1 protein-coding gene (only partly in view) is annotated in these 14,296 nt (G+C 58.8%); it reads left to right on the top strand.

What is annotated here, in order from left to right; all coding sequences use genetic code 11:
* The first annotated feature begins 186 nt into the window (after window positions 1-186).
* Window positions 187-14,296, top strand: the beginning of a protein-coding gene (locus tag MMC1_RS11255; protein WP_011713819.1) for a hemolysin-type calcium-binding protein. It continues 31,628 nt past the right edge of the window; the window shows 14,110 of its 45,738 coding nt (coding positions 1-14,110); it begins with the start codon at window positions 187-189; its stop codon lies off the right edge, out of view.

The following is a 14,296-nucleotide window of genomic DNA, read 5'->3' as shown; positions in this document are numbered from 1 at the left end:
ATAGGATGGTTTTGATGGATTGGTTGAGTCCGGTTGGCAGATCGGCGTGGGTGGGGTAGAAAAAACGGTTAGACGCTCAATGTGCAAGGCAGGTCGTGGTGCGTTTGATTGGTTTTTATCGTTATGTAAAAACTGTGAATTATTTTGTTTGCAGTAAATGTTGGTTAATGGGTTGGGAGTTGGGCCATGAAGAAGAAGCGTTTATTTCGTGGTGGTCAAGCGGGTACGCGAAAAGCCTTTTTCAACCGCAACCGCGCGGCGGTGGAAAAATTGGAGGATCGTATTCTCCTCTCCGCTGAGTCGATGGTCCAACAAAAACCCATTGAGGATGGGCTTACCCTGAGTGCCCAGACGTTGCAACTGGAGGTGGTGCAAGTCCAGAGCAGCTTTAGCAATCTAAGCGAGATTGCGGCGCAATCCACGGTCATTGACCTGAGCCTGAATGGGCTGGGGGCAGACCAGTTGGAGGGGTTGAGCTGGATGGATGGCAACACCCTGCTTAGCCTCAATGAGAGCCTGACCAATCTGATTTTGGATCTGGGCGATGGGGATGATGTGGTCACCCTGCGGCAGCAAGAAGATGGTCTGCTGCGGTTAGAAGGGGAGAGCATCTACGATATCGTGTTTGCCGCGCCCACGGCCACGTTTGGCCTATCTGGTGGGTTAGGGGTTGATCGGCTTTTGCTTGAGTCGGTGGATCTGGGGCAAGCCTCGCTGATTGCCGAAGCCGAACAGATTGTTGTTCCCCTCGATGCCACCTTACAAACCGGTGCCAGCCTGGTGTTGCGGGCGCAATCCGCCTTTGTCGAAAGCCGTACACCGGGCAATGCCATCGCTTCGGTTATGGATCTGTTTGATACCATTGATCATGGGGCCCTGTTGCAGATTGAGGGGGCGCTGCACGCCGCCGAGGCGGTGGTGTTAGAAGCGTTGGTGAGCACCGATGTTTCCGTTACAGCGGATGCGCCGTTGGATGTAGCGGTGCTGTTTGCCGAGGTGGAGGCCAGCGCCTTGGTAGGCAGTTCGGCAGAGATTGAGGCGCAGAGTGTGATCCTGCGGGCGATCAATGAGACCCGCCTGATTGTGAACTCCAGCGCATCCCTTGGGGTGGTTGGGGTGGACCTGTCGCAACACACGGTGGCGGGTATTGCGGGTGGGGCGGTGTTGGTGATCAGCCCAGAGAGTGAAGAGAGCCAGAGTGTCGTTATCGAAGCGGTTGACCGCACCCAGGTAAGCACCACCTTGAGCCCCAGCGATGAAGAGGTCACTGCGCTTGCGGAAGGGTTGGAGATCGGCGCCAGCCAGATTACCCTCGACCGGCAGACCGAAGCCTATTTGGGTGATGGTGGGGCGATGGTGGTTTTGCAGGGGGTGAACAGCCAATCTGCGGGTGGCGTGCGGGTGAGCGCGGCCTCGCTGGATGGGGAAGCGGGGGGCATCTATGGTGAGGTGTTGTCGGATTTCCTGGGGCTGCAAAATACCAGCGTGACAGAAGCGGTGGAGGCCCGCGTGCAGGGGGCTGAGCTTAATGTTGGGGCGTTGCAGGTGTATGCCTTGAGCGGCAGCAGCTACGATGCGCGGGGTAAGATTGCCCGTACCCATAGCAGTGGTTCGACCATGGCGTTGTTGGATGGGGTAACTCTGAACAGTGCCGGGGATCTCTCTGTTTTGGCACAGGATATGAGCCGCTACAGTGCCACCAGTGCCGGTTTTGCGGCGGATGTACCGATGTTGGACGGGGTGCAGTTGGGTATTGCCGCAGCCAGCAATACGCTGGCTCGCAACACCTCGGCCAGCGTGATCAGCAGCACGATTGAGAGTGGGTCGCTGAACCTATTGGCGGCTTCCAGCATGAGCCTGAGTGCCACCACCGAGTCCATGGCCATCACTGGAGGGGAGGAGGCCAGTGCGGCGGGTGCTCAGTTGGCGCTGGGGGGGACCTTTGCCTGGAACCAGCTTACCGGTGGGGTGACGGCCACCCTTATCCAGAGTGACGTTGTCACCGCCGAGGGGGGGGATCTGCGGGTGCAAGCGGATCAACTCGCGTCGGTCAGTGCCAACAGTGTGGCGGGTACCGGGGTGAGTGGTGGGGCTGGTTCGGCGGGCGGGGCGTCGCTGGCCTTTAATGCTGTGGGTTGGGATATGGGCAATATAGCCGCTGCGGCCCTGAGCAGTTTGATTGGCAGTGATGTGGGGGCAACCGCGATGCCCCTGGAGACCCTTGCTTATATCCAAGCCAGCAATGTCAATGCGGGTGGTGATGTCGCCATTAGCGCGGTGGATGCCATTGCTCTGAATGCCGCCATCAGCAACGCTTCGGAAGTTTCCTCCGGCGATGCCAGCAGCAACCTGAGCATGGGTGCGGCGGCGGTGTTGGCCAGCAACCGGGTACGCAGCAATACCCGCGCTTTTGTGGATGGCAAGGATGAAGCCACCGGTTTTCCCCTCTACAATATGCGTTCGGTAGGTTCGGTTTCGGTGCTGGGGCAGGATGATGCCCTCATTAGTGCTGAGGTTGCCATGTCCTCGGTTGCTGCCAGCAATGGTGGCAGCAGTGTGTCGGTGGGTGCGGTGGTGGTGCGCAACGACGTGCGTAATGAGGTGTTGGGCCTGCTGGATACGGTCATGTTGACGGTGGGGGGCGATCTGTCGGTGCAATCCCTCTCCAACGCAGGGATCACCGCCACCCTAAGTGGCGAAGTGCGGGCCAGCAGTGAAGCGGCTCTGGATGAAGCCGCGCCTGAGGCGACCGATGAATCCCAGGCTGGGGCAGAGGATGCCCCTGGGGTTGAAGCGGAGGTGGTGGAGGCAGCGGCCCAGGCCGATGGTGTGGACGAGCTGCCTGCGGAGGATGCCCCGGTGGCAGAGCCCCCGGCGGAAGAGTCGCCTGCGGTGGATGCTGGGGCGGGGGGGAGCAATCCGGTGGCGGCCAATGGGCTGATTGCCACCAACATGATCCTTAGTCAGGTCGAGGCGTTGGTGATTGATGGCATTATCTCGACGGATGGCAGCATGCAGGTGGAGGCCGATAATGCGGTCTCCATTGATGCGGTAAACAGCGCTGTAACCGAGAGTTCGGGCACCGCTGTGGGGGCGACCTTAGCCTTTAATACCATCGGCTGGCAGGCGCAAAATGTGTTGTATGCCGCGCTGGATGCCCTGATTGGCAGCGAAATAGGCGAAGAGCGTCCTGCTTCGGTGCGGGCGCAGGTGCGGGATAGCCGTCTGCTCATTGGTGGGGATGTGGCGGTTACGGCGGTGCAGGTGCCGCAAATTAATGCTTCGGTCATCAATAGCGTCGCCTCCCAAGGGGAGAGCGCAGCGGTGAGCTTTGTGTTGGCCAGCAACATGGTGAGCTCCCGCGCCGATGCCCTGTTTAACCCCTATGCCACGCCCGATGAAGATGTGCCCAGCGTGGGGGAGACTATCCATAACATCGGGGGCCATTTTACCCTTAAAGCCAGTGACACCGCCGGGGTGTTGGCTGAGGTGACCATGGGTTCCAGCAGCGCGGGTGGTACCTCGGTGGGGGGGTTGGTGGTGCGCAACGATGTGCGCAATGCGGTTGCTACCCTGCTGGATGAGGCTCACCTAGAGATTGGTGGGGATGTGGAGATCCTGGCCCGGGGTTCGGCCACCATCACCGCCCGGCTGAATGGCGAGGTGCAGACCCTGTCGGAGGATGAAGCCGCCGAGCAAGAGCAGGCGGGCGGTTTGGCGGTCAATGCCTTGATTGCCACCAATAGCGTGCTTAGCGATGTGCGGGCCACCGTCATCAATAGCGCTATTGTCAGCGCTGGTTCGGTGCAAATAGATGCCCGCAATGGTTCGCTGATTGATGCTGAAAACCGTGCGCTTATCTCATCCGGTGGTACGGCGGTGGGGGTCACGCTGGCCTTTAATACCATCGGCTGGCAGCCACAAAATATTCTTTTTAACAGTTTGGATGCCCTGTTGGGGACCTCTTTAGGGGATGCCCAGCCCGCCGCCGTGCAGGCGGTGATCTACAACAGCGCCATTGAAGCGGGGAGCAATCTGCATGTCGCGGCGGAAGGCGACGCCCAGATTATGGCCAATATTCTTAATGAAGCCTCCTCCAGTGGGGCCAGCGCGGCGGCCAGCTTTATTTTGGCCAGTAATATGGTGGCTTCACGGGTGCGGGCCTTTGTGCGTAAGGGCGAAGATGAGCTGGGGGATATGGTGCTCAGCGCCGGGGGCGATATGAGCCTGCTGGGCAGCGATCGCGCGGCCATCGAAGCCAATGTCAGCCTGAGTGCCAGCAGTGGTGGTGGTACTGCATTGGGCGGTTTGGTGGTGCGTAATGATGTACGCGGGGATGTGTTGGCCGAGGTATATGATGCGGTGATGGCTGGGGGGGGCGATTTTACCCTGAGCGCCTTGGAGTCTGCCACCATTGCCGCGACCGCAGCGGGCCAAACCCTTACCCTGAGTGGGGAAGAGGAGGCGGCCCCTGGGGCGGATGCAGTGGGGGCTCCCCAAAGTTCTCCCTTGGCGGTGAATGCCTTGATCGCCACCAACTTGGTGCTTAGCCGTGCCGATGCCCATGTGCTGCGCAGTGCCATTGATGTGGATGGCGCTTTAACAGTGGCGGCGGATAATGTCTCTTCCATTGTGGCCGATAATAGCGCGGTGATCGAGTCGGACGGCACCGCCGTTGGGGTGACATTGGCCTTTAATAGCATTGGTTGGGCCCCTCAAAATCTGTTTGCAAATGCCATTGATGCCCTGTTGGGTACCTCCATTGGTGATGAGCAGCCGGCGGAGACCACCGCCTACATGGTCTCCACCAGCTTTCGTGCGGGGGGGGATGTTACGGTAAGCGCGGGGGCCTTTGATGCGGTGGAGGATGCACCCATCGGGGCGGGGATTTATGCGACCTTAAATAATGCGGCGGCGGCCAATGCTGACCATGCAGCGGCCAGTTTTGTGCTGGCCAGCAACTTGGTAAGCAGCCGTGTTCATGCCTGGATTAGCCCCTATGCCAGTGAGGCGACCGCTGGGGATGATCGCTTGAGCCTAAGTGCCGGTGGCGGTTTGACGGTGGCGGCCTTGGATGCTGCGGTGGTGGAGTCGGCGATTGCCCTGAGCAGCACCAGTGCCGGTGGTGCCGCCGTGGGTGGGGTGGTGGTACGCAATGATGTGCGCGGTGCCGTGACAGCGGGATTGGACCGGGTGGATGTGACGGTGGGGGGGGATCTGTCGGTGCTGGCGCTGGAGTCCGCCGCGATTTCGGCCACCCTGACGGGCAGCAGCACCACCAGTGCCGAAGGGGATGCCAGCTCCGGTTTGGCCCTGAATGGTTTGATTGCCACCAATACCCTGTTGAGCAGTGCCCAGGCTACCATTACCCGTAGCAACCTGCTGGCGGGTGGGGATATGCAGGTTTATGGGGAGAACCGCGCCGATTTAATGGCGGAAAATAGCGCCATTATGAGCTCTTCCAACGGTACCGCCGTGGGGGTCACACTGGCCTTTAATACGGTGGGTTGGCAGCCGCAAAATCTGTTTGCGTTGGCGGTGGATGCCCTGTTGGGCACCGCCATTGGGGATGAACAGCCCGCTGCCGTGTTGGCGAAGGTGGATGACGCCACCCTGCAAGTGGGGGGGGATTTGTTGGTCAATGCGCTGGTGTCGGGCAACATTGAGGCCAGCACCAGCAATGAAGCCAGCGCCGGGGGTAGCTCCGCAGCGGCGGCCATCGTGCTGGGCTCCAATATGGTGAGCACCCGGGCCGATGCCTATATTGTCGAACCTGCCGATAGCGAGCAGAGCATTGTGGTGGGTGGTACCTTGACCCTCCACGCCGATGATGCCCCCAGTGTACTGGCGACCACATTGCTGGTTGCCACGGCAGCGGGGGAGGCGGCCGCCGCTGAGGATGAGGCTTATGCACGGGTGGATTTTAACAGCGGCGATGGTGAGCAAGAGATCGCCTTTGGCCAACAGGTTATGGTGGCGGTGGACCATGAGGGGGGCGGCAAAAGCGGTAAGATCTATCGCTATATGGGAGGGGATAGTCTGACCCTGGATCTGAGCGGTGTGGACTACAGTGATAGCGGCTATTGGTATGAACTGGTACCGCCCAAGGGTAAAGCGGCGGAGTTAATTGCCCTGCTGGAAGGGGCGCAAATGCCCTATTTTGAGCGGGCTGTAAACTTTGGCAACATCACCCTGGGTGGGGAGTCCTTTGACCTGGGTTTTAGTGCTGGAGTGGGTTGGCGCAACCTTTCGTTTCTGGAGTTTATTGCGGGCAGCGGGGGCGCCGTTGCGGGTGGCGTGGAGCAGACCGAGGATGGCCTGAAATTTACGGTGCCTTCGCTGGATCTGGGGGGGCGTAATTTTGCGGGCCCCGAGTTTAATCTCGCCTTGGATTTTCCCAACCCTGTTTTACCCTATTTCTCGGTCGAGGAGGTGTTGGGCAGCATTGAGCATGGTGGGCAGAACTTTGAATGGGGGGTGCGTGCCGCCGTGGGTTGGCAGGATATGCGCCTGCTGGATATGGTTAATTTGGAGGCGCTGCTACAAGGTGAGTTTGCCCCCATCATGCCCAGCTTTGAGGCATCGCTCTTTTTTGGCGATATGGAGATTGACTCCCTCAAGTTTTTGCCTGCCGAGCTACGGCTTCAGCCACCAGATGTCCTGGTGACGCTGTTTGGCAAGCCGGTCCGTTTGACCTTTGGCGCGGAGATTGTCATTAAAACCCCGGACGCCATGGCCGATTATATTGATCCTGAGCTGGCACCGCTGGAGGTTTCGCTGGGTGAGATTGATCTGGATGCGCTGTTTAAGCAGGTGGGCAGCGAGCCCCGCGCAGAGGGGTATTGGGATGACGCCCTGACCATTGATGTGAGCAATCCTGAGCTACCCTATTTTGAAAAAGAGCTCATTTTTACCACGGTCAATATTGGGGATACCGATTGGGAAGTGGGTCTGAAAGCCGGTTTTGGTTGGCAGAATATGACCCTGCTGGAGATGCTGTTGGGGGATGCCCCGGCGGCCTCTATGAGCGGCTTGGATACGGGCATCCACCTGCAAGCCCCCAGCTATGATATTGCCGGGGTCACGTTGCAGGGTCCGGAGCTTAATCTGGAGCTGATTCTGCCTGATCCCGAACTGCCCTATCTGACCTACAGCCAAGCCCTTGGTACGGTTGAGATCAATGGTGAGAGCATTGAGTGGGGCGCTAACGTCGCCCTGGGTTGGGAAGATGCGACGCTGTTGGATTTGGTGGATGTTCAGGCGTGGCTGGATGGCCGTTTTGAGCCCAACCTGCCAAGCCTGGATCTCTCCCTCTATCTCAATCTGCCCGAGGGCTTTGAAGGTCAGCTGCTCCCTGCTGAGGTAGAGATTGCGCTACCCTCCATGAAGCTCTCGCTGTTGGGTGAAACGGTGTTGCTGGGTTTTGGAGAATCCATCACAGTCGCCATGCCCGACGCCTATGCTGCGTTTGTGGATAGCAGCCTGCCGCCGCTTCAGGCTGCTTTGCCCGGCTTGGATATGGATGCGTTTATTCTTAGTGAAGAGTTAGCGGTTTATCAACCCGATGGTAGCGAAGTGGTGGTGGACATCACCGATCCAGAGTCGATGAAAACCGCACTGTTGGGCTTGATTCAGATTTTACCCTCGCACTACATGATCACCGGCTCGCCTTTGTTGGAGACGGTGGATGTGCTGGCGTCGCAGATCCTGCCGTTCTCCCTGAACGATTTTACCCTTGAAGAGCTGTTGCCCGAGTCGGTCTACACGTTGGTAGAGCTGTTTATTGATCCCGATGCCGATGTGGTGGAGCTGGCGCTGGATGATTTGGCCTTGGACTACAGCATTCCGGGTATTGATCTACTGATTAACAATCCCGAGCTGCCTTACTACGAAGAAGCGCTGGTGGCCAGCAGCGTGACGGTTGCGGGCGAGGCCTATGATGTGGGGCTTAAGGCGGGCCTGGGTTGGCAAGATCTGCGCCTGTTTGACATGCTGCTGGGTGAGTCGGTGGAGGCGGGCTTTAGCGCGTCCAATACCGGTATCAGCCTGCAAGCCCCTGGTTTTGACCTGGCGGGTATTAATTTTCAAGGGCCTACCTTAAATCTGGATCTCCTGCTACCCGATCCTCAGCTGCCCTATTATGCCTACCGGCAGGCGTTGGGTGAGCTGGAGATCAATGGGCAAATGGTCACCTGGGGGGCCGACGTCGGCGTGGGTTGGCAGGATACCTCGCTGCTGGATATGGTGGATATTGACGCTTGGCTGGATGGCCGTTTTGAGCCAGAGATGCCTACCTTGGATGTGGCGCTCTATCTGGATCTACCCGAAGGGTTTGAAGGTCAGCTGTTACCCAGTCAGTTTGAGGTAACGTTGCCGCAGATGAAGGTAACGTTGTTGGGTAGAACCCTGCTACTGGGTTTTGCACCCACCCTGTTGGTGGATACTCCTGCGGCCTATAGCGCCTATATTGACAGCGCTTTGGATCCCGTTGTCGCAGCGCTGCCGGTGCTGGATCTGGATCGGGCGCTATTGGATGACGAATTGGTGGGTTATACCCCGGTGGGGGGTGAGTTGCTGGTGGATGTGTTGGACCCCAACTCGTGGAAAGATGCCTTTTTAGACCTGATTAAGATCATCCCGGGCAACTACAGTCTCGCGGATTTCAATATAACCGGTACGCTGTTGGGCTTTGATATAGATATGGATCTGCCGGTGGCCGAATTGGCCAGTCAGGCGGGGCTTGGTTTTGATCTGGCCAACTTTACCCTCCAGGATGTGCTGCCAGAGGCCGCCTATAACCTGATTGATATTTTTGTCGATGGGGATGCCGAGACGGTGGATTTGGTGGTGCCAACGCTGGATTTGGGCACCATTGGTGAGGCGATCCCGGGTGTGGATCAATTGATGGATCTGCTCAAGACCCTGCCCACCGAGGTACGTCTCTACGATCCTGCCCTGAAGGGGGATATTCAGGTCAGTCTGGCCGATTTCTCCAGTTACGCCTCCATTTTGGATCTGTTGGGTATTGAGAGCAGTTATAGCGAGCAGTTTGATACCACCCTGCCGCTGTCCGAGCTGATTAATGGGCTGGATATTCCCTATCTAAATTTGGGGGTGGATGAGCTGGGTGACAGCTATATTGGTTTTAATCTGCTGGATGTGCTGCCCCAAACCGCGTTGGATGTGCTGAGCTATTTTATTGATACCGAAGCGACCCAAGTGCTGGATCTGCGCATTCCCGACTTGGATTTTGGCACCATCGACAAAGATACCCTGATTAACGGCTTTAACACCTTACTGGGCAGCAACGCCACCGCAACCGGCGGCGACACCACCGGCACCACCGGCACCACCGGCGACACCACCGGCGACACCACCGGCACCACCGGCGGCACCACCAGCGACACCACCGGCACCACCGGCGACACCACCGGCGACACCACCGGCGACACCACCGGCGGGGATAACTGGTCGGCGCTGCTCCAGGTGAGCGATGGGGCAAGTGGTCAGGCGGAGATGCAACACCTTACCCTCACATTAGCCGAGGGTTTTGTGCCAGATGTGGAGGATCGGCCAACGGTACGGTTGGCGCTGGGTGACGAAGTTACCGCACCGGTAGAGGTGCTCACGCTGGGGCAGCATGCGGATGAGGTCCAGCGACTGACCATCATGTCCACCACCTCTTTGGTGCCGACTGTGGTTGAGGGTGTCACCACCCGCTATGATCTCCAGATTAGCTACCCCAATGGGCAGACCCCTGGGGCGTCAGACTACTTTAAGTTTTACTTTGATGGGGATGACACCACCCTGTCGAAAAAGACCGCTTACAACGGCATGCCCTTTAGTCAAGGGCGACATATTGCCGAGTCGTTGGCCTCCTTGTTGGGTATAAGCGGACGTGCCACCCGGTTGGGTTCTACCGATAACTACCGACTGGGGGGCATTACCGTTGAGGGTTTGCAATCGCCCCTGAACAATCAACACTACACCATCCATTTTGACGCCGAACTGGCCCAGCAGTTAGAGGGCTTAGGCGCTTTGCAGGTGGTGGGTAAAGAGGGTAGCCCGCTACGGTTTAACCTAACGGCGGAAGCCGCCACCCAAAGCCAGCAGAGCGAAGCCTTGCAGCTCAACTATCTGGTGAGCCTAGGTGGTTTGCAGAGCATGGTGGCCTTTAATGGCCCGGCCAGCGACTCTGCCGAAGATCTGTTGGCGGCGATGCAGGATAATGCCGCCTCGCTCCAATCGGCCCTGTCGCAATGGGTGGGCGCGGGCAATGTGGCGGTGAGTTACCAAGAAAATTCGCTGGTGGGTTGGTCGTTTGAAATTCGCTTTGCGGGCGAGCAGGCGGCAACCGATCTGGCATTGCTGCAAGCCAGCAGCAGTACCAGTTCTGATGGGGTGTTGCTGTTTAGCAGCACAACGCTGAGCGATGGCAGTGTCGGGTTTACTGCCGACGACCAAGCACAACGCATTGAAACGGCGCTCAATGAGACCCTGGGCGAGGGTGCAACGGCAGTGGTGGCCGATGCAGAAGGGGGCTACCAAGTTCTCTTTGGTGGTGCCTGGGCCGACCAAAATGTGCCTAACCTGCGGGTGGTTGAAGCCAGCCAAGGGGTGGCAAGCCGCACCGCGACTTTGATCGAAGGCCGCGCCAGTACCGCCCCCGAGTTCCTGCTTAATCCCGCCATGCTGGGCGAAGCGGCATCATTTGACCTGCGGGTTGCCATCGACGGTGTGCTCTATGAGGCCACCGCTTTGGCGTTGGATGCCAATGCCACCACCATAGAGTTGGCCATTGCCGGTGCCCGCAGTGGGGCGCTGGAGGGTGAAACCACCACGCAGCGGTTGGATGAGCACGGCTTGCAGGTGGTGGTGCGTGCCGCCACCGGAGCCGAAGGGGGCCAAGGCTGGGTGGTTGGTTTTGCCGGTGAGGTTGACGGGGTGCGCATTCAGAGCATGGAGGTGCTGGCCAGTGAGGCCGCGCCCAATGATACGGCACTGAATGCCCTGGAAGAGGGCAGCTCATCCAAAGCGGTTGCGGTGGGTGGCGTGGTGGTACGCAATGATGTGCGCGGGCAGGCCAATGCCTATATCCTGCGGGCCACGGTGGAGGCGGGCGCGGTAACGGTGAGCGCCACCGATAATGCCATTATCAAAGCGATGTTGGATGCCACCGCCACGGCGGTCACGGATAAGAGCGGTCAGTTAGGGGGCGGCTCGTCGTCGGGTGGTTTGGCGGTGGGTGGTGTGATTGCCACCAATCTGGTGCTCAGCGGGGCCGATGCCCACATTGTGGACGCTTCGGTGTTAACCCTGCTGGGGGATGTAAAGGTCGAGGCGCTGGAGTCGGCCCATATTGTCGCCAATAACCGCAGTGCCATGACCTCCGACGGTACCGCCGTTGGGGTGACGTTGGCCTTTAATACGGTGGGGTGGAAAGCGCAAAATGTGCTGTTTGCCGCCGTGGATGCCCTGGTGGGTAGCTCTATTGGGGATGAAGATCCCGTCGCAACCCGTTCCTATATTGAAAATTCTGACATCCATGCGGCGGGCAATGTGGCCGTGCATGCGGATTCCGAAGCCTATATCCACAGCGCCATCAGCAATGAAACCACTTCGGATCTGGCGGCGGCTTCCTCCAATAGCGAGGGGGTTAGCGGTGCGGCCTCCAGCGTGGCGGGCAGTGCCAGTAAAGCGTCGGGTACCAGTGTGGGCTTTGTACTGGCCAGTAACATGGTCAGCGCCTCGGTGGTGGCCACCATCCAGGGTGCGGGACGCTCCGTGACAACCGACGCGGGCAACCTGTCGGTGGAGGCCAAAGATGATGCTCGGGTGACGTCGGATGTGGATCTGGCCGCTGTAACCTCGGCCAATGAGAGTGAGTTGACCCTGGCGGCCAAGGCGCTCATCAACTATGTGGGGCTTAGTTACACCGACCGTTCTGGGGTGCAGGATCTTAAAATTGGCGACCGGGTACGGGTCGCCCAGGCCGATTATGATGAGTTTGACCGTCCCGCCACCCTAACGGCGGGGCAACGGGTAGGACTGACCAGCAGCATCGGTGGCGGTACGGCGGGGGCAACCTATGAATATATCGGGGCCGATGCGCTAGAAGATGTGGCGCTGGATCAGCAGGACTACAGCGATACCACCTCGTGGCGGCGGGTGCGCGGTGATGCCGGGGTAACCTATATCTATATGGGTTCTGGCGGCGAGAGCAATCTGGCCTTTGAAAATTATCAGGATGGCAACCGCTGGTTAAAACTGGATCTGGGTGAGTTGGCCGATGTTGGCATGGCGGTGTTGGACTCCCTGGGACAGTCTGACGATAGCGCCTCGGCCTTTGGTGGGCTGGTGGTGCGCAACGATGTCCGCAGCGATGTCAAGAGCAGCATCACCCAACAGATGTTAAATGTGGGGGGCGATATTAAGCTGGTGGCGCTGGAGCGTGCCGCCGTCATCGCCCAGGATAAGAGCACCGTCAGTGCCCAGGATGTCGGCGTTAATGTCATGATCGTCACCAACACGGTGTTGGGCGATGCCCAAGCCTGGATGGCCGATAATACAGTGACGACCCTGGCCAGTGAGGCGGGGGATGGCGACCTAAGTGTGTTGGCGGATAACCAGTCGCGTATCTCTGCCACGGTTTCCAGTAAAATTTTGGCCAGCACCTCGGTGGGGGTCACGTTGGCCTTTAACACCATCGGCTACGCCCCGCAAAACCTGCTTTATGACATTGCCGACTCTGTGTTGGGCTTGGGGTTGAACGACCCAGCCGGTATCCAAACCCATGCCTGGATTGATAACAGTGCGCTCAACCTGGATGGCGGTTTGTCGGTTGAAGCCTTCTGGCGTGGCAGCCTGTCTGCGGTGGTGAAAAACGCGGCGCTGGCGGTGGATGCCAGCATCAAGCCCGCCAGCAAAGATAAATCAGCCATCACCGTGGCACCGGTGGTGGCGATGAACAAGGTTGCGGCAGATGTCTCTGCCTACATTGGTCAAGCCAAACCGGTGCAGGCCACCGGGGATATTCGTGTACAGGCCAGTTCCACGGCGCAAATTCAGGCCGAAGTAACCGCCAGTGCCATTGGCATTGCGGCGGGCACCACCGGTTCTAGGGCCATTTCGGTGGGGCTTAGTCTGTCACGCAACGACATTAAAAACAGCCTGGGTGCCTTTATTCAAGGCGCCGCAGGCGCACGCCCAGAACTTACCAGCAGCGGCGGGCAGATTGTGGTGCAGGGCGTTCGTGGCTCTAGCATTATCGCCAATGGTACGGCCACCGCCGTAGCGGTTTCGGCCAGCGCCAAGGGTGGCCCGGCGGTCTCTGGTGCCGGTACCTTTGCCTTTAACCGCATCAGCGGTGATACCGATGTGTTTGCCGAGCGGGTGGTGCTGACGACCCTGGATCAAAACAACGGAAACCTAACCGTTAAAGCATCGGATGCTTCGCATATTGAAGCCTATCTGCGCTCGGTGGCCGCCTCGGTCTCGGTGGGTTCCAACAGCGCCAAAGCCTTCTCCCTGGGCTTTGCTCTGGCGCGTAACATGATCGGTGCCGAAGCCACCACGGTGGCGTACGATGTTAAAGCCAGCGACTACAACGCAGACCATTTGCTGACCACCCTAACCACCGGTACCCGTGTGCTTAACGATACCGGCTTTATGGGGAATGAGGTCTACGAATATGTGGGCGATACGGTGGTCAATACGGAAGATGGTATTGAGCTGCGCACCCGTAACTACTCCGATGAAAATAATTGGAAACTGCTCAGTTTCACCCCCACCACCGCAGCCACCCAGGCCCATCTGAGCTTGGTGGAGGCCGATATTGCCGGTGGGCTCTATCTGGAAGCAGAATCCACCGCTGGGATTGAAGCGGTGGTGCTGGCCGGTTCTGCCGCTGTTGGTGCTTCGGGCAGTGGGGCCACCAGTGTGAGTGCCGCCGGGGTCTTTGCAGAAAACCGTATTCATAGCAGTGTGGATGCCCGCATGGATGGGGATGCCGCGCTCACCGGTGATCAACGTTTGCAGATTGCCGCCGAGAGCATCACCCTGCGTTCCGAGGGACGCGCCTCCATTAAATCGGTGGCGGGGGCGGCCTCGATTGGGGCTGCGCTCACCGGTGGCGGCAGTGGCGTTGCGGTCTCTATTGGTCTGTCGTTGGCCTTTAATAGCATCGACAACGATGTGTTGGCCCAGGTGAACCATATGCAGTTGCTCTCCCGCAGCGGAGAGATCCAGCTAAGCGCCCACAGCGGTGGTGAAACGGTGGTCCCGCAGATTCAGTGGT

This window comes from Magnetococcus marinus MC-1, assembly GCF_000014865.1.
Classification (GTDB): Bacteria; Pseudomonadota; Magnetococcia; order Magnetococcales; family Magnetococcaceae; genus Magnetococcus; species Magnetococcus marinus.
This window is presented reverse-complemented; position numbering and strand designations above follow the sequence as displayed.